Below are 19,585 nucleotides of genomic sequence, written 5' to 3' on the forward strand. Positions count from 1 at the left end.
TGCCGCAGGTCGCGCGGAACGTCCTCGATCACGCCCGGGCGACCATCCGCTGCAGCCGTCCGGAGGACGATCGACGGCCCGTTGTCGCGCTCATCGCCCCGTCCCGGGTGCCATGGCCTTCAGGTGTCCCACGTACTCGAGCCCCAGCGTCGGGAGCACCCCTGGGAGCACTCCGTCGGACGGCGCCGCGGTGAGCGGGCGTCCGGCCGATCGGTAGGACTCGGCGACCAGCTCGGAGCAGAAGAAGGTGCTGTCGGCCTTCCCCAGATCGACCAGCCGGAGCCCCGCCAGGCCCCTGCGCTGTGCTGCTGCGGTGAAGGCATTCCAGAAGTCGTACGTCTTCCCGACCTGGCTGACGGCGTAGTTCGCCGAGAGCTGGGCCTCGTCCTCACCCAGGCCCGGAAGGCGGAACGCCACGGCCAGGACATCGTCCGCGAGAGCGTCCGCCAGCGACTGCAGGACGACCCCTTCGGGGAGTGCCTCGACCACGGAGTCGGGGTTCCCGACGTAGATCGACGCGTGACTGACCGGCGCCGACGTGGCGAGGCGGACGGCCATGCTCGAGCTCGTCCCGGTGGTCGACAGGATGATGTCTCCCGTCCTCAGCACACTGGGCGGAACCGAACGGCCCCCGCTCGATGGAGAGAGTGGCGGCAGTGGGCGGACCGCGGGCGCCGTCCCAGTGCCGACCTCAGGTCTCGTCGCCCCCACCAACGGACTGGCGACCACCCCGTCGTACGCGGGCCGCCCCTCCTCGGGCGCCACCGGCGTGGAGGGACGCCGGACGAGGACGTCGTCATCGAGCAGCGGAGGCGCGGCCACGCCGGCGTAGGGCCGGGACGGGCTCCATTCGTCGGCCGTCGACGTGGCTGCCGCCCTCGGAACAGCCAGCACCCCGTCGTAGGCCTCGGCGCCGCGAACGCTCACCGTTCCACGCCCGGCGTCGTGGCTCCGGGAGCGGACGGACGGCGCGCGGCCAGCATCCGGATGTAGGCGTCCACCTTCTCGGCGTCCGGAAGCTTCCTCAGCGCCTCATTGACCAGCTCGTCCCGCTCGTTCGCGAGAGTCTTGGCGCTGGCGTCGGCCGCCTGCGTGGCCATCGCGTACACGTCGAGCGCATCCGCCTGACCGAGCAGTGCCTCGCCGACGACGCTGTCCGTCGTCATCGTAACGGAGTCGTGCACGAGAACCACCCCGGGGACGCGGGTGTTCGGCTCACCGTCCACCGCGCCGAGGAATCCCTTCCGGAACCGGTAGTGCACGACGTCGGACGGAGCCGTCACGACGCCACCGACCGACGTCGCGAGGACGGGCTCGGACCACGAGTCGTTCTCCGGGTCCCAGTCCCTTCGCTCGAGCACCGTGACCGGGTTGCCGTCCACATCGAAGGTCCGATAGGCGACCTTCAGGATCGCGTTGGCCACCCGTTCGACCGCCTCGGGGAGCAGCACCTCGTCGAGCAGGTCGCGGAGTTGCGCCACGGGGACCTCTCGCCACGAGTTCACGGTCCCGTTGGTGAACCCGATCTTGACGTTCGTCAGGTGGAGGTACGTCAGGTACTGCTGATTGAGCTCGCGGAACACGAAATTGAGCGTGTGGCGCAGGTTGACGTTGCGGATGACGCGCTCAGTGCTCTCCTCGTCCTCCCGCTTCTCGGTGACCTCGGTGGACGACGTGATGGTGTTCTCGCGCTTGCTCGACTCGGAGCGTGCGTGTTCCTGGGCGGCCGAATTGACCTGCTTCGCGAACTGGTCGCGTGCCGAGTGGTACTTGCCCGACCCGCCTCCGGAGACCTCCGCCGAGCCGAAGCCCCAACTGGCGCCGACCTTGGCCTCGGCGTGCCACTCCTCGGTCTTCGTCTTCGAGCGCTTGTCCGTCGTCTCGCGTTCGACCTCCGTGCTGAACCGCTGCTGCGCCTCCCGGCTGTTCGAGTCGAAGATGGACGCGGACTCCCGTTCCGAACGCTCCGATGACCGCCACGTCCGCAGCCGCATCGTCAACTGCTCCCCGGGCAGCAACGTCATCGTCTTGACGGTTCGCCCCAGCCCGTAGTCGCCCAGGAAGGAGGACAGCATCCACTCCTCGACGAGGAAGATGCGGGGCTGCGGCGGGTCCGGGTCGGCGACCGGCTCCGCGGGGTCGCGCTCGAGCAGCATCGGCGCCACGACGACGCCGCCGCCGATCTCGGCGGAGGGAATCTCGAAGACTCCGGTCGAGAACAGCGTCGAGAGGAACGAGGCGACGAGCGGGAACAGTTCCGGCACGGTGATCGATCCGTTGTCGGGATCGCCGCTCAGGTCGACCACGGCCCCGAACGGCAGCCCTCCCTCGCCGCCGTGGGTCGCCACGTTCGAGCGGGCGACGTCGAGCACGGTTCGTGCGACCTGCGGGGGCACTCGCACGGGGGCCGACCCACCGGCGGGAGTCACGTCCCGAGCACCGGACAGGAGGAACCGACTCAGTTCCGCGGTGAGGTCACCCCGGACCCCGTTGGCCGCGGCGGTGTCGAGCCACACCTTCACCGCCGCCGCCGGACGGAAGATGTAGCGCCCGTCGGACCACGATCCGCCGATCTGCAGCGGGATGTCCGAGGTGTCCGGTGTCTGGTACTCGTCGAGGCGGGCCAGCCCGCGGAGCTCGACCACCCGACGATTGGTCAGCTGACCGGGTAGCGGGACGCTGTAGTCGAGTTTCGCGGCGTGGGGATCCGGACCGCTCCCGCCGAACGCGATGATGTTGTCCGCGGCTGCCGGCTCGGCGTTGATCAACCCGCACGCACCCCTTCCACGTCCTCGAGGTGGAGACGGTACCGATCCACTGACCACGAACGAGTGATCTCACCCATCTGCCGGCACCCGGTGACGAGGCCTTGCCAGCTTTGTCATCCGCTCGGTCGCAGGCGAGGCGGATCTCGTCAGAGGCGGTCGCCGGTCCAGGCCGTCGCGAGGTGGATCGCCGCCAGCCATCCCCCGAGGGCCAGGCCGGCGGCGGCGACCGCGCACACCACCACGCCCACGGTCGGCTCGATCACCGACGCGAGCAGCACTCCGAGCCACAACCCGACCCCGACACCCGCCGTCGGGACCAGCGCGGCGACGACCGCGACGAGCGCGGGACTCCGCAGCACCAGGTTGCCGACGCCGCCCACGAGCGCTCCCCCGACACCGCAGCCCACGAGGATCATCAGCCAGGCGCTCCCGCCCACGAGCGTCGCGAGCCCGGCCCCGAGCACCGCGCCGACCCCGAACAGGATCGCGCCCCCGGCCTCCCGACGCTCCCGCGGCTCCAGGCGGTGGCTCGCGACGATGCCCGTCACCCCGCGGCCGAGCGAGAGACCCGCCGTCATGCCGACCCAGGCGCCGGCGAGGCCCGCGGGCCAGCCGCCCGCGAGGGTCCCGAGGGCGGCGCCGACCACGACGCCGACCGCCACCGCGACGCGCGTGCCCCACCGGAACATCCCCGCCTCGTGGTCGACCACGGGGACGGGCAGGAACCGGCTCAGGTGCCGGGGCACGGAGTCGGGGCGGTCGGCGCGACCGGAGGCGACGTCGTCGAGGAGGTCGGCGAGCAGGGCCTCCGGAGTGGGTTCGCCCTCCGGCACGTAGCTCTGCTCCGCCACGACGGCGGCGAGCACCGCGTCGGCCCGGGCCCGTCGGCGGGCGAGCAGGCGTGGCAGGGCCTGCACGTCTCCGTCGTAGCTGAGGACGGTCGCCCCGGTCGAGCGCTCCAGGTCGGCCACGTCCTCCGGGTCCCACCGGCTCGGGGCGATCAGCAGCCGTGGGGTCGCGGCCGCGGCGCGCAGGCCGCGCACCCGCCGTCGGACCGTGCCTCCGAGCAGCGCCACCCCGAGCACCGGCGCGAAGGTCCGGCGCTCGCGGAACGGCACCGAGCGGGCCCGCAGCCCGCAGCGGCACCCGGCGGCCGGCACCTCGTCGTCCTCGTGATCACCGACCAGGCAGCCTGCGACGGTCGTGCCCGAACTCCACGGCTCGCGGCGGTCGCGCTGGACCAGGGCGAAGCCGTCCCCGTCACGCGAGGCCTGCCACACCACCCACCCGGCGCTGTCGGAGCGACCGGCCCACGACGGCGAGGCCCGGGCGGACCGTCGGTGCGACGGCGGCGACGGGCGGGTCAGGCCCCGCCGCCCCACCAGCCGCCGGGCTCCCGTCAATGCCCCGAGGACCGCGATGACCAGCACGATGCCCTGGAGCCCGACGAGCGCCAGCGTGCACGTCGACGCCACCTCCCCCGACCCGAAGGCGGCGAGCCCCGCGAGGACGGGGGACGCGAGCGCCGTCATCGTCGTGAGGCCGATGGTCATGGCCTGGTCCGTCTGGTCGCGACGGTGGGCGACGAGCCGCGCGACGGCGGATACGGTCGGGACGTAGGCCGCAACGGTGAGGGCGCCCGCGACGAGCACGAGGCCGGTGATCGCCCAGCCCCCGACGACGACGCCCCGGTCGACCAGCCACCCCAGCGCGACCCCCGGTGCCGCACAGCCCGCCAGTCCCAGCACCACCCGCAGAACGAGCGCGGCGAGGAGCCCCCGGGGACGGTCCACCAGCGGGGCGGCCTGCCATCCCGGCGGCCGCGCCCCGCCCGGCAGGGTGTGCAGGCCGTTACGGCGAGCTCCCCGGAGCCGGCCCAGAGCCGCGTCGAGGTCTGCCGTCGTCACCGCGTCGGCGAGGTGGTCGCGCAGCGGCCACATCTGGTCGAGGACCTCCGCGAACCGCTCGAGCGGCACGGTCGGGCGCACCACCGGGATGTCGTAGCGGTCGGCCAGGTCCTGCCGCGCCCGCGCCCCCAGCCCCCGCGACACGACGAGGAGCCCGGGCCGGCCGCGCCGTCCCCGCCAGGCCTCGAACGGCCCGGTCCCCGCGTCGAGCGCCTCCGCGTCCCGGAGCACGACGACGCCGAGAGCGCGGTGCGTCCCGGCGGACGCATACTGGATCCGACCGCAGCCGCGTTCCGCGCGGATCCCGCACCCGCACGACTCGGCGTCGTGGTCCGCGGGCAGGAGGCACGGTTCGTCGTGGTCGCCGTCCCCGCTCCACGGCTCGTCGCTGCTCACGAGGACGGCGCCGTCGAGCTCCCCGGCGATCTCGCGACCGTGCTCGATGCGCCACTCGGTCCACCCGGCCGCGTCCGACGTCACGCCGGACAGCTTTCGCGACGCCGGCCGTGGACGCGAGATCTCGACGTGTCCACCGCCCGGACCGACGTCGTGAGCGACACGCGCAACGCCTGCTGCGACACGCTCACGAGGTCTCGGCACGCAGAATCCGCTCCGCCCGCTCGTCGACCACGACGACGTTCGCGCCCCGCGACCACGCCAGGCCGACCCGGACGAGTTCGAGCGCCACCGGGAGGTCCCGCAGCCGGCGGACCGGGACGAACACCCGCCGTCCGGACGCGTCGGTGAGCCGCAGCCTGCTCCGCACGACCACGACCTCCGCCAGGTCCTCCAGGTCCACCCACGCCCGCTCGTCGGCGAGCCAGCCGGCTCCGGCGGCCAGGTAGGTCTGCGTCGCCAGGAGCAGGAGTCCGCCGAACGAGACGACGGCGATCGCCAGCACCAGCCACCCCGACACCGTCCCCGGCCACCCGGGCTCCAGCACGACGACCACCGCGCCCACCAGCACCAGCGGCACGACCACCCCCGGCCAGAACCGCCCCGACCGACCCGAGAGCACCGGTCCCATCCCCGTCGGCGGTGACTGGGGCCGCCTCGGCAGTTCGGCGCCGAGGACCGGGTCGAACGGGTCGGGGCGCGGCGGGAGCCCCGAGTGGTCGGGCTGAGCACGGCGCACCACCGACACCGGACGCCGGCGGCGCCGCGTCCGGGTCGCGCCCTCCGGGAGGGGGTCCGGGCCGAGCCAGGTCTCCCCCAGCACGCTGAACCGGACCTCGTTGGTCACCTCCGACCAGCGCACCCCCAGGTGCACCAGGTCCCACCGCAGCGGGTCAGCGCGCAGCGTCGCGACCGGCACCGCGACCCGTCGTCCGGAACCGTCCTCGAGGCGCAGCACCGGCAGCCCGAGCCCGCGGCGGGCGGTACGCACCGCCGTCAGGTCGTACAGGTCCACCCACTGCCGACCGACCATCAGCCAGTCCGCACCCACCGCGACCCGCGAGCGCACCGACGCGACGAACCACGCCATGAACAGGGCCACCATCAGGGCGAGGAACACCCACCCGCGCGGCGTCGACGGGACGAGCGCGGCCTCGCCGAAGGAGTACATCCAGAACAGGACGACCGCGAGCGCGATCCCCCCGACGACGAGCACCGCCGCGCCGACGCTGCCCGACTCCCCCGCCAGCACCGGTCCCCGTCCCGGCGGCGGCTCCACCGGTCGGGCGGGCATCCGCCGTCGGGGAGGACGACGACGCGGTCCCGGCGCGGGCGGCGGTGTGGGCAGCCCGGTGGAGGGATCGGGGCGAGGAGGCAGCTCCGTCGTCACGAACCGGTCACCGCGTCGGCGGCGTCCTCGGCCGTGTCCTCGATCCAGTCCCAGTTCGCGCCGATCGCGTACGACACCGCGATCCCGGCCCCGATCGCGAGGAGAGTGGCGGGGCCGCCGGCGATGGCCAGGCCGACGAGGGCCGTGGTGCCGGCTCCGGCGGCGAAGGACGTCACGTTCTTCGCCACCGACGACTCGACCGAGCGGCCCGTCGCGACGTCGGCGCCGATGCCCACCCCGACGAAGGCCCCGCTGAGGTAGGGCACCCGGGACAGGACCGGCTGCGCGCGGCTGAGGAAGCCCACGTCGTCCGCGGCGTGCCGGACGACGCCGCCCAGCGCGGCCTGGCCCGGCCGGGTCTCGCTGAGCCCGCCGGTCAGCCCCCGCAGCCAGGCGTCGTTCGAGCCCGCGATCCCGGCCGCACGCTGCTGCGCGCGGGTGGCGTCGAGGAAGCCGCCGACGCTAGTGCGCAGCGGGACCTGGTCGGGGAACAGCGTGAGCGTCTGCCAGGTGGCGGCGACCCGGGCCTGCCGCTCCGCGACCTCCCGCCACGCCAGGGCGGCGCCATGGAGCCCGCCGAGCGACGCGGTGACGCTGGAGGCGACCAGCACGACCTCCTTGAAGGTCCGGACGGCGGCCGTGGGCGCGATGAGCGCGGCGTCCAGGCGGTCCTCGGCCTCCTCGAGGCGGGTGCGCGCGTCGCGGACGGTCACCTGTGCACGCTCGAACGCGGCCCGCTGGTCGGCGGCCGCCGCCTCGGCCTGGAGCTGCGCGGCCTCCCGTCCGGGTACTGGCGGGCCGAGGGGCGCGGGGACCGGGTCGCCGATCACGTCCCCGGTCACCGGTAGGCCGGCGGCCGCGGCGTCGGCGCGTGCCTGCGTCATCGTCGCCCGCACCGCGGAGACGGCGGCCGAGAAGTCGGCGAGCGCGCGCGACCCGGCGCGGGCCTGTTCGGCCACGGTGTCGCCGCCCTGCCCGAGCGCCGTCATCCGGTCGCGGAACGCCTCTCCCGCCTCGCCGGTCCAGCAGTCGTTCGAGGCGTTGCGGGCGGCGGCGACCTGCGTGGCCGACTGCTCTCCGGCGGTCGCGACCGCGTCGAGCCGCCGCGACGTCTCGGAGCACGCCGCCTCGTCGGCCTCCACGTGCGTGTCGATCGGCATCCGCGTCTCACCCGCCCATCGCCCGCGCCAGCCCGGCGGCGGCCTCGTCGTCGCCGCGGGTGTAGGCGTCGGCGGTGCGGCCGGTGACCTGCCCGAGCCGCTGGGCGCCCTCGCTGTAGTGCGCAACCGCGTCGGCGAGCGCCGCCAGGTACCCGGCAACCGCCCCCGTCGCCGCCCCGGCCCGAGGCGCCGTGCCCCCGCCCGCGGCCGCTCCCTCCAGCGGGGCGGTCGACGCCTCGACCTGGGACGCGACGGCGCGCATCCCGGGGACGTCGACGTCGTAGCCCTGGCTCACGAGGCCGTCCGCCGCTGGTCGTCGGGGAGCGGGAGGTCCTGCACGACGACGGCGGCACCGCTCTGCTCGAGCAGCTCGTCGACCCGGTCGGCCGGGATCGCCGCGCCCGGCTGCCGATCACCACAGCATCGAGTCAGGTCGGCGGCGGACGAGTAGACGGGCAGGGCCAGGCGCCCGTCGACGAGCGTGCGCAGCTCGAGCGACACGTCCACGTCCCCGGCCGCGGGCACCGCCGCGACCGGGACGAACACCACCTCGTCCTCCCGCGATCCAGCACCGACGTCCTCGAAACCCGGCAACGAGTTCACGCGACCTCCCGGATCGGACGGTAGCCGGAGGCCGACCGCCCGTGGGGCCGTTCCGGAGAACTCGCGCGCAGCGATGGCGACAGCACGCTGGTCGGCCGGCGAGCGGAGGACCGTCGCGCAACCCGGTCCGCAGGACACGGTTGACCGACCCTTCTCGGCGCGCTGAACCGGCGTCCGCGAGCTGAGACACTTTTCCGCTCTTGTCTCTGTACCTGGCCCGGCCTACCGTCCAGTACGACCGTCGACGAGCGCCGGAGGCCGCATGACCACCACCGAGTCCGCCGACTCCGCGCCTCTTCGCCGGGTGCTGTCCGAGGACGAGGCCGCCGCGGTCCGGCGCGGGGTCCCCGACCCCGGCATCCCGCTGCCGGCCGTCGCGGGGCCGACCGTGGCGCTGTGGGTCGTCTCGCTCGCAGTATGGGTCGGGGCGACTCTCCTGGCGCTGGCCGCGCTCGGCGGGTCGGTCTCCCCCTGGTGGCTCCTCGTGACCGTGCCGGCGCACGCGCTGGTTACCTTCACCATGTTCACGGTGCTGCACGAGGCCACCCACCACGCGGCCGGCCGGCTGCGGTGGGTCAACGAGGTGCTCGGGCGGGTGTCGGTCCCGTTCGTCGCGGCGTGGGCGACGTTCCCGCTCGTGCGCTACATCCACATCGAGCACCACCGGCACACCAACGAGGACGTGCTGCTCGACCCCGACGCCTGGGTCGAGGGCGGCCCGGCCTGGCAGCGGCCGCTGCGCTGGCTCGCGATCGACCTCTGGTACTTCCGCTTCTACGGGCCTCGCATGCGCCGGCGTCCCCGCCGCGAGGTCGCCGGGGAGGTGGCCACCCTCGCCGTCGTGATCGCGCTCGCCGCCACGCTCGTGATCACCGGAAACGGGCTCGCGCTCGTCGTCGTCTACCTGCTGCCCCAGCGACTCGGGGTCGGCGTGCTGGCGTGGTGGTTCGACTGGCTCCCCCACCACGACCTCGGCGTCACCGCCCGCACCGACCGCTTCCGCGCGACCCGGGTACGCGTGGGACGCGAGCGGCTCATGACGCCGGTGATGCTGTACCAGAACTACCACCTGGTGCATCACATCCATCCGACGATCCCGTTCTACCGCTACGTCCGGGCCTGGGAGAACACGCGCGACGACTACCTCGCCCGCGACGTCCCCATCGCCACCGCCTGGGGCACCGAGCTCACCCCCGCCGAGTACCGCGCCTGGCGCGGCATCATCGACGACACCGCGCTGCCGGCCGGTGAGGTGCGACCGGGGTTCCACCGACTGAGGGTGGCCGAGGTGCGGCAGCTGACGCCGGAGGCCGTCTCCGTCACGTTCGAGGTCCCCGACGAGCTGGCCGCGACGTTCGCCCACCGCCCCGGGCAGCACGTCACGCTGCGCGCCTGGCTCGACCGGGCCGACGGCGAGGGCCGCGAGGAGGTCCGCCGCAGCTACTCGGTGTGCTCCGCCGCCGGGTCCGGGGTGCTGCGCGTCGGCATCCGGACCGTCGACCGCGGCCGCTTCTCCTCCTGGGCCGCCCGCGGCCTCGTCGTCGGAAGCACCCTCGAGGTCGCGGCGCCCGCCGGGCGCTTCACCCCGGACCCGCCCGCCGGTCTGGCCACGGGCCGCCACCTCGTCGCCGTGGCCGCGGGCAGCGGAGTCACGCCGGTCCTGTCGATTGTCGCGAGCGTGCTCGAGGCCGAGCCGACGACCCGGATCACACTGCTGCTCGGCAACCGCGACCGCGCCTCCACGATGTTCGCCGACGAACTGTCGATGCTGGTCGCGCGGGCCGAGGGCCGGCTGCGACTGGTGCACGTGCACTCCCGCGGGCCTGCTCCCCTGCCCGTTCCCGACGATGCCGCGCGCTGGGAGACCGTCGAGGGCGGCCGGCTCGACCTCGACCGAGTGTGGGCGCACGTGCCGCGGCCCGACGACGTCGACGGCTGGTTCCTCTGCGGACCGGAGGCGCTCACCGACCACCTCGTCGAGGGCCTCACCGAGCGCGGGGTCGATGGCGAGCGCGTCCACCGTGAGCTGTTCACCGCGGCGGTCCCGGCCGGGCCGGTCGCGGGGACGACGGCGGCGACGGTCGCGGTGACGCTGCGCGGCGCCACCACCGAGGTCGACTGCGGGCCCGACGAGTCCGTGCTCGAGGCCGCCCTGCGCGCAGGCCTCGACGCGCCGTACTCGTGCGCGGGCGGGGCGTGCGGCACCTGCATCGCCACCCTGACCCGCGGCGAGGTCCACATGTCCGTCCGCCACGCCCTCGCCGACGCCGAAGTGGCCGAAGGCCGCGTCCTGACCTGTCAGGCCCGCCCGACCAGCGAGAGCCCGGCGATCGACTACGACGCCCGCTGACTCACGCGCCGTCAGAGCGCCGGTCCGGGCGGAGGCCCGGGCCGCCGTGCGGCCCGCGCCGGCGGCTGGTACGGCTGCTGCGGCGGCGCGGGCCGGGCCGGGCTCGGCGGCCGCTGTGCATGGTGACCGCGATACGGCTCGGGGTCGGCACGCCGGCGGGAGGGCCAGACGAGTACCAGTGCCATGGCGACCGCGACCAGCGAGAGCAGGTCGGCGGTGGTGATCCCCCGCTCCTCGGCGAGCTCGAGCAGGACCCGCCCCTCGACCGGCCCGTTGATCCGCACCCAGATCACGGCCGCGACGACGAGGAGGACCGCGAGCAGCACGCGGCGCACCGAGAATTCCACATCACGACAGACGCCGGAGCCGTGCTGTTCGTTCCCCGGTCGCCGAGCTCCTCGGACAGCGACGCCTCGACGCTGTCTGCGCGTCGCCCGTGCTGAGCGCGCTCACCTGGCTGGAGCCGCGGAGAGTCATCGCCGCGAGCCACGTCGACGCGCAGCACGTCTCGAGCGTCGGTCCGTGATCGGCGGAGGCGTGCCAGACTCGTCGTCGTGATCGGAGACGTACCGGACGAGCTGCGGGAACGGGTGATCGCGATCCTGCGGGACGCGGGAGCCCGGTTCGGGTTCCTGCACGGGAGTCGCGCACTGGGCACCCACCGGATCGACTCCGACATCGACGTGGCGGCGTGGTGGGGAGCGGTGGCGCCGGCGTCGTTCGAGGTCGCCCTCCCGTCGCCGGTGGACCTCCTCGTGCTCGACACGGCGCCCCTCGAACTGCGCGGCCGCGTCGCGCACCGGGGCCTTCTGCTCTTCGACGACGACCCACCGGCACGGGTCGAGTGGGTGGCCACCACTCGCAAGATCTACTTTGACGAACGGCCGCGGTTCGAGCGGGCCCACCGGGAGTTCCTCGAGAGCGTTCTCCGTGGTCGATGAGACGAGGCTCCTCCGCCTCATGCGCTCGGTCCGGGACGACCTCGAGGCCCTGACGACCGAGGCGACCTCGGACGTCGAGTCCCGGGCGCACCCGATGTGGCTCCCGGGCGTCAAGTACACCATGATCACCGCCATCGAGGGATGCGTCGACATGGCGCAGCACCTGTGCTCGTCCGAGGGCTGGGGGCCACCGTCGGACAACGGGGATGCCATCCGCGTCCTGGCCCGTCACGGTGTTCTCGACGGTGCGCCGGCCGAACGAATGGTCCTCGCCGTCGGATTCCGCAACGTGCTCGTGCACGAGTACGTCGCCGTGGACGACCGCATCGTGCGGTCCCGGCTCACCGATCTCTCCGACCTGGACGAGTTCCTCGTCGCGGTCGCGGCGTGGATGCAGAGGGCCTGAACTGCGGGCCCGACGTGGTGCGCTGCGCCGCGTGCTCGTCCTCGCGGGGACACTCGGCGGTGTCGTCCTGCTGCTCGTCGCCGGGCTCTGGCTCGGTCAGCGTCGCCTGATCTACCTGCCCGACACCGGCCCCGTCCCCGCGGCTGGAACCGTGCTGCCCGGAGCACGCGACGTCGTGCTCGAGACCGCGGACGGGCCGGCGCTCGGCGCGTGGTTCGTGCCCGCCGAGGGCCCGCGCCGGGAGGTGACGGTGCTGGTCGCCAACGGCAACGCCGGCGACCGGTCCCTGCGCGCACCACTCGCCGCCGCGCTGCGCGCCGAGGGGTTCGACGTCCTGCTGTTCGACTACCGCGGCTACGGCGACAACCCGGGGTCGCCGAGCGAGGAGGGCCTGGCCGCGGACGCCCGGGCGGCCCACCACCACCTCGTCACGGAGCAGGCCGTCCCGCCGCAGCGCCTGATCCTGCTCGGGGAGAGCCTCGGGGCGGCGGTCGCCGCGCGCCTCGCCACCGAGGCCCCGGTCGCCGGGATGGTGCTGCGCTCGCCCTTCACCGACCTGGCCGCCGTCGCCGAGCGCCTCTACCCCGTCGTGCCGGTGCGGTGGCTGCTGGCCGACCGCTTCCCGGTCGCCGAGCTCGTCGCCCGCGCCGGGGTCCCGACGACGGTGGTGTTCGGCGAGGGCGACCGGATCATCCCGCCCGCGCAGAGCAAGGCGGTCGCCGAGGCCGCCGGCGCCGAGGTCGTCGCCGTTCCCGACGCCGACCACAACGACGCCGTCCTCGGCCACGGGCCGGGCGTCGTCGGCGCGGTCGTCCGACTCGCGGACGCGCTGGGCCGACCCGCCGGCTGAGCGGTCACCCTCGGCGGCCTCGAACGGCCTTCACCGCCGTGACGGCGAGGAGCACCGTGCCCAGCGTCTCCACCACCAGCGAGGTCGGGGCCAGGTCGTAGGACAGGCTCGAACGGAGCCCGAAGAGGCCGACCGTCAGGGCCAGCACCAGCGCCAGCCACGAGCCGGCCATGAACAGCAGGCTCAGCACCGTCGCGAGCGGGAACAGCCGGCCACGCAGCGCCAGCATCGCGCCCGCGAGCACCAGCGCCCCGATCCCCTGCAGCGTGAACAGCACGCCCAGCAGCCCGCCGGTACTGGTCGCGACGAGGTAGAGGTGGATGGCGCCGACCGCCAGCAGCGCCAGCGCGCTCGGCAGCCGCCACGCCCAGAGCCCCCGTGCAGTGCTCATCCCTGCTCGCCCTCCTCACCCGATTGCGTGACCTCGTCGCAACCTCGTCGTTGTCCGGATCACAGCGTGGCGTCGTGGGGAGAAAGTATGAACTCGGTCGGGCCCGGACGGCGGCTGCTCGTCGCCGCGATCGCGGTGGTGGGGCTCCTCGCCCTCGGCACGCCGACCGCTCTGGCCAATGACGGCCACCACGGACCGGGCACCGGCGCCCCCGGCGACGGGGACGGAATCGTCCAGTACGTCAACATGGGCGACAGTTACAGCGCGGCCAGCGGCGTCCTGCCCCCGGCGCCCGGCGCGCCGCCGCAGTGCCTGCAGTCCCTGCGTAACTGGGGCCACCTGCTCGCGGACCGGTGGGACTACGCGCTGACCGACGTCTCCTGCGGCGCCGCCGAGACCCGGCACTTCACCGAGCCGCAGTACCCCGGGGTCGCACCACAGGTGGAGGCGCTGTCCGAGCACACCGACGTCATCACCCTGACCATCGGCGGCAACGACAGCGGCGTGTTCATCGGCACGATCGTCGCCTGCTCCACCGCCGCGGCCCTGACCGCCGGCACCGGCAACCCGTGCGAGCAGCAGAACGGCGACCGGTTCACCGACACGATCGAGAACGTCACCTACCCCGACCTCGTCGACACCCTCGAGACGGTCAAGGCCGCGGCCCCGAACGCCCGCATCGGGATCGCGGGCTACCTGCAGATCCTTCCCGAGGAGCGGGGGTGCTTCCCGGTCATGCCAGTCGCGGTCGGCGACGTGCCCTACGTCAACCGCATCCAGGCCACCCTGAACGACGCGGTCCGCCGCGCGGCCGAGGCCACCGACGTCACCTACATCGACGTCACGGATGCCTCGCAGGGACACGACGCCTGCCAGCCGATCGGGACGCGCTGGGTGGAGCCGGGCCTGCTCGGGACGAACCCGGTCGTCGTGCACCCGAACGCCCTGGGCGAGGCGGCGATGGCCGACCGCGCCGAGGCCGAGCTCGGGCCCGCCTCTCAGCGGTAGTGCGGCTGGGTCGTCCCCTCACCCCAGGCGGCGGCCATCGCGACGGCGGTCGGCAGCAGGTGCGCCGCGGCCGTCCCCGCGCTCCAACGCTCGCCGTCGACGACGATCTGGTCGAGGCCCTCCAGGACCGGGACCAGTCGGCCGATCTCGTATCGGAGGTCCGCGGAGGTCATCGGGTGGCCGCCGATCATCCAGCGGTCTCCGATCACCTCGGTGACGCGGCGCTCCAGCTCGCCCCGCTCGACCGTGTCCTCGGCGAGCACGACCGCCACCACCGTCGATGCCAGCCGGTCGAGGAACTCGCCGTCCGGACCGAACCACGACCGCAGTCGCCGCACGACCTCGAGGTCGTCCGAGGCCGCCTTGATCGGCGCCAGCACGCCCTGACGGATGCGCAGGACCTTCGCCTGCCGCAGCACGTCGTGCAGGACGGCGAGCGGGACGAGGTCCTCCTCCAGGCTCGCCGGCTTGTCCCAGAACGCCCACTCCGGGCGGTGCTCCTGGACCGCGCGGACCACCTTGCGGGGCAGCCGCCCGCCCTTCGTGAGTTCCACCCCGCCGTCGAGAACCTCCAGGAGCAGCCGGACGCTCGGTGGGACGGCGCCGATCACCTGGCGGACGAGCTGGTCGGTGGCGACCAGGTCGAACTCCGGGACGCCTCCGTCGGTCCAGCTGAGCGTCTCACGATGGTCGGGGTGGTCCGGGTCGGCGAGGGCTTCACGGAGGCGCTCGTAACCCGGTGGGCCACCGCAGTCCTCGAGCGGGCAGCTCCCCCGGCCGTCCACGCAACCCGGTTCCTCGCCTCCGACGCCGAGCACCTCGACGTCGTGGGTCCAGCCGTCGCCGTAGTCGTACTCGTAGGAGTACGTGTCGCCGAGGCTCCGCATCGGGACGCCGGTCTCGTCGAGCTCGTCGTCGGGCATGTCGTCGTCGGGCATCGCGTAGCGCCCGCCCGGCCCGTCGAACGCGTGCAGGTGGACGTTCACCCACCCCATCGCGGCCTGCAGCACTTGGTGCAGTTCCGGCAGGGTCAGCGCCGCCGGGACGTCGACGATGCGCTCGACGAGCGGCTCGACGTCGCGCAACCGGACCCGCAGTCTCACTGTGCGCACGGCGCCAGTCTGTCCGGGTCATCACGACGCGGACACGGCCGGGTCCTTCGCCGACCTGTCCTACTCGTTTTCGACGGCGGCCGCGCGCCGCTCGTCGACCAGCTCCACCACGAGGTCGATTCCCTCGAGCTGCCGGCGCACCAGGTCGCGGGCGCGCTCGCGCGTCGTCACCACGATCCCGGCCTCGGTCTCGACGAGGAGCAGCCGCGAACCCGCCATGACGCCCAGGCGCTCCCGAAGCTCAGCGGGCACGACGAGGCGCCCTCGATCGCCCATCCGCACCGCGAACGTCCCGCTCACGGAGGCAACGTACCGTCGCGCCAGGCACCTCCGGCCGCGCCTGGATCGAGGACGGCCCCACGCGAGCCCACGTGTCACCTCGACGGCGAGGCGCTACTTTCACGTCGTGGCCGATGCCATCGGGCAGCAAGAACTACGGAACGACAGCGCCAGCATCATGCGTCGCGTCGAGCAGGGCGAGAGTTTCGTCATCACCCGCAACGGACGTCCCGTGGCCGACCTCGTCCCGCACTGGCTGCCCCGGGAGCGAGGTCAGCGCACCATCGGCGAACTGCAGGCACTCTTCCGGCAGTTGCCCCCGGTCGACGCCGAGCGCTGGAGCGTCGAGCGGGAGCGCGCTGACCAGACTTTCGGGGACGACTGTCCCGCTGATCAGCCGTAGAGGCATCGGGGCACCCTCAGGCCCCCAGCACCTCGCCGATCGAGGAGGCGACCGCTGCACGCTCGATCCAGTCCTCGAGCTGCTCAGGATCGGTGCACGTCGAGATTCTGGTCCTGGCCGCTTCCGGGACATCGAGCTATCAGGTCCTCCAACTGCTCACGAACCCGCCCGGGTGGCAGGGCGGCCAGGACGTACTCGGCCGCATCCTCCACCTCGACGGTCGACAGACCTTCGACGAAGGCCACGACCGACTCGTGAACGTCCCCGTCACCGGCGTGGGCCAGGACGGAGATTGCGGCCAGCTCCGGCGCCTCGCGGCCGTTCGGCCAGGTGTCGGCCTACGAGCCTGTGCGACTGCAGTCGGCGGCCGAGCGCGTTCGGGTCCGAGTCACCGCGACTCGGATCCTCCGCTGCTGTCGTCGACCCGGCCCCTCGTTGCGTCGCGCATCGAGACGCCATAGCTGCGGCCCCAAGGGCCGACTCGGCGGCGCCGGCGAACGCCGGTCAGAGGTCTCCGATGAGATCACGCACCCGCTGCGCGACGTTGGCGTGACGCGTCGGGTGCAGCTCCGCGACGAGTTCCTCGAGCCGGCGCGTCGACACCCACGTCAGTCGGTCCAGGTGCGCCGTCCCGGCGTCGACGATCGGTTCCCGGTAGACGCCCTCGTAGACGCCGGCCGAGTCCACCTCGACCGCGATCACCCGGCGGTCCGCGAAGGCCGCGTTGTAGGCGTCCGAGGACACCACCAGGTACCGCATCGGTCCGATGGCTTCGCGTCGGGACTCCCAGACCTGACCGAACCGGATCGCGGGAAGCGCCACGCTCAGCGGTCCCCGTCGAACGCGGACGCGGCGTCGCGAGCTCGCGCGTCGAGCAGGGCGTCCTCCTGCTCCGCGGAATACAGCGCCCCACGCCGGTCCTCCTCGGCTCGCGCCCGTAGGGCGGTCTTCAGCGCGAGTTGGTGGCGGATCGCAGCCCGCACCCAGTCCGACACCGACGTCCCGTCCTCGGCGGCTGCCTCCCGCGCCCCGGCAGCGAGTCGATCGTCGAGGCGCAGGGTCATCTGCTCCGACATGCGACCAGCATCCCACAGCGCATCCCGGCGCGGCGCCTCCGAGTGACCACCTCGATCGGCCCCGTAAGGTCACGAACTGGTCACGACACCAGGGGGGCACGTGGACGCCAGCGCACGCACGCCGCGAGAGCTGTTCGACAGCCGGCTGATCTACGAGATCCCGACCTTTCAGCGGCCCTACGTGTGGACCGAGGAGAACCAGTGGCAGCCGCTGTGGGACGACGTCACGCGGGTCGCCGAGGCCGTCGAGCACGCCGACGACGAGGCGCTCCGCCGGCTGCCGGCGCACTTCCTCGGCGCGGTGGTCATCAAGCAGGCGCCGGCGCTGCCCGGTGACCTGCAGCGGTACTCGGTGATCGACGGGCAGCAGCGCCTGACGACGATGCAGGTCCTGCTCGACGCCGCCGCCCTCGTCGTCGGGAAGCACGGCCACGACGGGGACGCCGAGAGCATCGAGGAGCTGATCGTCAACGGCGCCCGCCGCTTCGCCGGCACCCCGGAGCGCTTCAAGCTGCGGCCGTCGCGGGTCGACCGGCCGGCGTTCGAGGCCGCGATGGACGACGGGATCGAGCCCGGCGAGGAGCTGCGTCGCGCCCGGATCGTCGAGGCCCACGATTTCTTCCTCGGCGCGATCACTGACTGGGCGACCGAGGCACCCGACCCGGCACGGCGGCTCACCGCCCTGACCCACGCCCTGCGCAGCAAGCTTGCCGTCGTCTCGATCCTGCTCGGCGAGAACGACGACGAGCAGCTCATCTTCGAGACCCTCAACGACCGCGGCACCCCGCTGCTGGGCGCCGACCTCATCAAGAACCACGTCTTCGCCACCGGCGAGCGGCTCGTCGCCGACGTCGACCGCTGGAACGAGGAGTACTGGCGCGATCTCGACGACGGCTGGTGGCGCGAGCTGGTCAGCCAGGGGCGCCTGTACCGCTCGCGGATCGACCTGTTCGTCCAGTACTGGCTGACGATGCGCACGCGACGGGTGAGCTACGCCGAGCAGATCGCCACCGAGTTCCGCGAGCACGCCCGCGAGCACTTCTCCGATCGGGCCCGTGCGGAGACCTTCCTGCGCGAGTTCCGCCGCGACGCCGACACGTTCCGCGACTTCGCCCAGATGGATCAGGACTCCCCGCGCGGTCGCTACTACGCGGTCGTCGTCGAGAACCTCGAGCTCGGTGCCACCACTCCCCTGTTGCTCTGGTTGATCAGCCGCAACCGGCAGGTGCCCGCGGAGCAGATCGACCGCGCCCTGGGCGCGGTGGAGAGCTGGGCCGTCCGCCGTACCCTGCTGCGGCGCGTCATGAAGGACGTCAACAACATGGTCGTCGCGCTCCTCGAGGCGCTCGAGACGGCGGGACCGGACCGTGCCGGCGACGAGACGGTCACCTTCCTGGCGCGGCAGACCGCCGACGCCCGGGTGTGGCCCTCCGACCGGGAGGTCCTCGACGAGCTCCCGACGATCCGGGCCTACGGCAACATCAACCAGCGCCGGCTTCGGCTCGTGCTCGGCGCGATCGAGCGGCATTGGCGCACGGCCTGGCACGGTGACGTCTCGCTCCCCGACCGGCTCGACATCGAGCACGTGATGCCCCGCCGGTGGCGCAACCACTGGGCGCAGGACGTCGCGTCCGACCCCGATCGGGCCGCCCGGCGCGACCGGCTCGTCGACACCCTCGGGAACCTCACCCTGGTCACGCGGCGGCTCAACGCCTCGCTGTCCAACCGTGCCTGGCACGGCACCGAGGCGCGCCCCGGCAAGTACTCCTTGTTACAGCGCTTCAACCTCTTCGTGCTGAACAAGGCCCTGCTCGACGGCCACGCCGACGACTGGACCGACGACGACATCGTTGCGCGCAGCCACGACCTCGCGTCCGCCGTCGTCGAGATGTGGCCGCGGAGCTGACCCCGGTGGAGTCCTACGAGAACGACAAGTCCTGGGTGCTCGACCGCAAGCGCGCTCGCCTGCACGAGCCGCACGTCGCCCCCGTCGTCGCCCTCGCCGATCGGATCGCCGCGGAACGCAGGCTCGGTCCGGGAGCGGTGCCCTACCCCGATCCGGACCACGCCGGCACCCGTGCCCGGGTGCTGTTCGTGCTCTCCCACCCCGGGGCGGCCGCGCCCGACACGCGATTCCTCTCCCTCGGCAACCCCGACAGCAGCGCGTGGCTCTGCCTCCAGCACTGTCTGCGCACCGGGCTCCCGCTCGACGCGATCACGCACTGGAACGCCGTGCCCTTCCCGATCCGCGGGAAGACGCCGAGCGACTCCGAGAAACGGCAGGGCGCGCCGTGGCTGCGCCGCCTCGTCGACCTGCTGCCGGACCTCGACATCGTCTGCCTGCTCGGCGCGCCGGCCCGCGACGCCTGGCCCCTCGCCTTCCCGACGACGAGCCGGTACCGCGTGATCATCGGCCCCAGCCCGGGTCCGCCCCGCATCAACCACCGCGGGGTCAAGGAAGAACTCGCGGCGACCTTCGACGAGGCCGCGGCGGCGTGGCGCGCTCGTGTCGGCTGAGTAGCTCCGGCACCGTCACCGGCCGCAG

At 73.4% G+C, this 19,585-nt stretch carries 22 protein-coding genes; 8 read left to right on the top strand and 14 right to left on the bottom strand.

All coding sequences use genetic code 11. From position 1 onward, the window contains the following. Positions 1-90: 90 nt before the first annotated feature. From WCD74_RS01145 to WCD74_RS01175, 7 genes are all read right to left on the bottom strand, one after another. Entirely contained in the window at positions 91-927 is an 837-nt protein-coding gene (locus tag WCD74_RS01145) for a YiiX/YebB-like N1pC/P60 family cysteine hydrolase (protein ID WP_337692973.1), read from the bottom strand. After that, on the bottom strand, positions 924-2,768 hold the full coding sequence (locus WCD74_RS01150) for a hypothetical protein (protein WP_337692974.1): 1,845 nt from the start codon (positions 2,766-2,768) through the stop codon (positions 924-926). Before WCD74_RS01150 ends, WCD74_RS01145 begins: the two co-directional genes overlap by 4 nt. Positions 2,769-2,914: 146 nt before the next feature. Then, entirely contained in the window at positions 2,915-5,155 is a 2,241-nt protein-coding gene (locus WCD74_RS01155) for a hypothetical protein (protein ID WP_337692975.1), read from the bottom strand. A gap of 103 nt (positions 5,156-5,258) precedes the next feature. Further along, entirely contained in the window at positions 5,259-6,365 is a 1,107-nt protein-coding gene (locus WCD74_RS01160; protein WP_337692976.1) for a hypothetical protein, read from the bottom strand. A 92-nt stretch (positions 6,366-6,457) separates the two neighbouring features. Next, on the bottom strand, positions 6,458-7,621 hold the full coding sequence (locus WCD74_RS01165) for a WXG100 family type VII secretion target (RefSeq protein ID WP_337692977.1): 1,164 nt from the start codon (positions 7,619-7,621) through the stop codon (positions 6,458-6,460). A gap of 7 nt (positions 7,622-7,628) precedes the next feature. Beyond that, positions 7,629-7,916 carry a hypothetical protein gene (locus WCD74_RS01170; protein WP_337692978.1) on the bottom strand — a complete coding sequence of 96 codons (288 nt, stop codon included), beginning with the start codon at positions 7,914-7,916 and terminating at the stop codon, positions 7,629-7,631. Beyond that, the gene (locus tag WCD74_RS01175) at positions 7,913-8,224 is read right to left on the bottom strand and encodes an SAV_915 family protein (protein WP_337692979.1); all 312 of its coding nucleotides are present in this window, start codon (positions 8,222-8,224) and stop codon (positions 7,913-7,915) included. The genes WCD74_RS01170 and WCD74_RS01175 overlap by 4 nt, the downstream gene beginning before the upstream one ends. 262 nt (positions 8,225-8,486) lie before the next feature. Here WCD74_RS01175 and WCD74_RS01180 point away from each other — a divergent pair, with 262 nt between their 5' ends. Further along, positions 8,487-10,574, top strand: coding sequence for a fatty acid desaturase (locus WCD74_RS01180; RefSeq protein WP_337692980.1), 2,088 nt, complete (start codon positions 8,487-8,489; stop codon positions 10,572-10,574). A gap of 11 nt (positions 10,575-10,585) precedes the next feature. On the opposite strand, the gene WCD74_RS01185 is transcribed toward WCD74_RS01180, so the two are convergent. After that, a complete protein-coding gene (locus WCD74_RS01185; protein WP_337692981.1) occupies positions 10,586-10,909 on the bottom strand; it encodes a hypothetical protein in 324 nt (107 codons plus the stop codon). A gap of 219 nt (positions 10,910-11,128) precedes the next feature. Between WCD74_RS01185 and WCD74_RS01190 the strand changes: the two genes are divergently transcribed. The 3 genes from WCD74_RS01190 to WCD74_RS01200 are packed head-to-tail and all read left to right on the top strand — an operon-like array spanning position 11,129 to position 12,771. Then, positions 11,129-11,515: a nucleotidyltransferase domain-containing protein gene (locus WCD74_RS01190; RefSeq protein ID WP_337692982.1), complete on the top strand. Its 387-nt coding sequence runs from the start codon at positions 11,129-11,131 to the stop codon at positions 11,513-11,515. Between the two features lie 19 nt (positions 11,516-11,534). Further along, on the top strand, positions 11,535-11,921 hold the full coding sequence (gene hepT, locus WCD74_RS01195; RefSeq protein WP_337692983.1) for a type VII toxin-antitoxin system HepT family RNase toxin: 387 nt from the start codon (positions 11,535-11,537) through the stop codon (positions 11,919-11,921). 31 nt (positions 11,922-11,952) lie between these two features. After that, on the top strand, positions 11,953-12,771 hold the full coding sequence (locus WCD74_RS01200; protein WP_337692984.1) for an alpha/beta hydrolase: 819 nt from the start codon (positions 11,953-11,955) through the stop codon (positions 12,769-12,771). A gap of 4 nt (positions 12,772-12,775) precedes the next feature. On the opposite strand, the gene WCD74_RS01205 is transcribed toward WCD74_RS01200, so the two are convergent. Then, positions 12,776-13,162 (bottom strand): hypothetical protein, encoded by a 387-nt coding sequence (locus WCD74_RS01205; RefSeq protein ID WP_337692985.1) that lies wholly within the window; start codon positions 13,160-13,162, stop codon positions 12,776-12,778. A gap of 87 nt (positions 13,163-13,249) precedes the next feature. On the opposite strand from WCD74_RS01205, the gene WCD74_RS01210 reads away from it, so the two are divergent. Continuing rightward, a complete protein-coding gene (locus WCD74_RS01210; RefSeq protein ID WP_337692986.1) occupies positions 13,250-14,170 on the top strand; it encodes an SGNH/GDSL hydrolase family protein in 921 nt (306 codons plus the stop codon). On the opposite strand, the gene WCD74_RS01215 is transcribed toward WCD74_RS01210, so the two are convergent. Together WCD74_RS01215 and WCD74_RS01220 are read right to left on the bottom strand one after the other, a co-directional pair. Then, the gene (locus WCD74_RS01215; protein WP_337692987.1) at positions 14,161-15,282 is read right to left on the bottom strand and encodes a plasmid pRiA4b ORF-3 family protein; all 1,122 of its coding nucleotides are present in this window, start codon (positions 15,280-15,282) and stop codon (positions 14,161-14,163) included. The two genes, WCD74_RS01210 and WCD74_RS01215, sit on opposite strands and share 10 nt — an antisense overlap. Positions 15,283-15,342: 60 nt before the next feature. Continuing rightward, positions 15,343-15,582, bottom strand: a complete 240-nt coding sequence (locus tag WCD74_RS01220; protein WP_337692988.1) for an AbrB/MazE/SpoVT family DNA-binding domain-containing protein — start codon at positions 15,580-15,582, stop codon at positions 15,343-15,345. Positions 15,583-15,688: 106 nt separating this feature from the next. On the opposite strand from WCD74_RS01220, the gene WCD74_RS01225 reads away from it, so the two are divergent. Beyond that, positions 15,689-15,964: a type II toxin-antitoxin system Phd/YefM family antitoxin gene (locus WCD74_RS01225; RefSeq protein WP_337692989.1), complete on the top strand. Its 276-nt coding sequence runs from the start codon at positions 15,689-15,691 to the stop codon at positions 15,962-15,964. An 83-nt stretch (positions 15,965-16,047) separates the two neighbouring features. On the opposite strand, the gene WCD74_RS01230 is transcribed toward WCD74_RS01225, so the two are convergent. The 3 genes from WCD74_RS01230 to WCD74_RS01240 all read right to left on the bottom strand — a co-directional run bounded on the left by WCD74_RS01230 (position 16,048) and on the right by WCD74_RS01240 (position 17,040). Then, a complete protein-coding gene (locus WCD74_RS01230) occupies positions 16,048-16,209 on the bottom strand; it encodes a hypothetical protein (RefSeq protein WP_337692990.1) in 162 nt (53 codons plus the stop codon). Positions 16,210-16,468: 259 nt separating this feature from the next. Next, positions 16,469-16,786 (bottom strand): hypothetical protein, encoded by a 318-nt coding sequence (locus WCD74_RS01235; protein WP_337692991.1) that lies wholly within the window; start codon positions 16,784-16,786, stop codon positions 16,469-16,471. Positions 16,787-16,788: 2 nt separating this feature from the next. Beyond that, entirely contained in the window at positions 16,789-17,040 is a 252-nt protein-coding gene (locus WCD74_RS01240; protein ID WP_337692992.1) for a hypothetical protein, read from the bottom strand. A 100-nt stretch (positions 17,041-17,140) separates the two neighbouring features. On the opposite strand from WCD74_RS01240, the gene WCD74_RS01245 reads away from it, so the two are divergent. Then, positions 17,141-18,946 (top strand): DUF262 domain-containing protein, encoded by a 1,806-nt coding sequence (locus WCD74_RS01245; RefSeq protein ID WP_337692993.1) that lies wholly within the window; start codon positions 17,141-17,143, stop codon positions 18,944-18,946. Then, a complete protein-coding gene (locus tag WCD74_RS01250; RefSeq protein ID WP_337692994.1) occupies positions 18,931-19,557 on the top strand; it encodes a uracil-DNA glycosylase family protein in 627 nt (208 codons plus the stop codon). Before WCD74_RS01245 ends, WCD74_RS01250 begins: the two co-directional genes overlap by 16 nt. Positions 19,558-19,585 lie beyond the last annotated feature (28 nt).

The organism is Actinomycetospora aurantiaca (assembly GCF_037401875.1).
Lineage (GTDB): Bacteria > Actinomycetota > Actinomycetes > Mycobacteriales > Pseudonocardiaceae > Actinomycetospora > Actinomycetospora aurantiaca.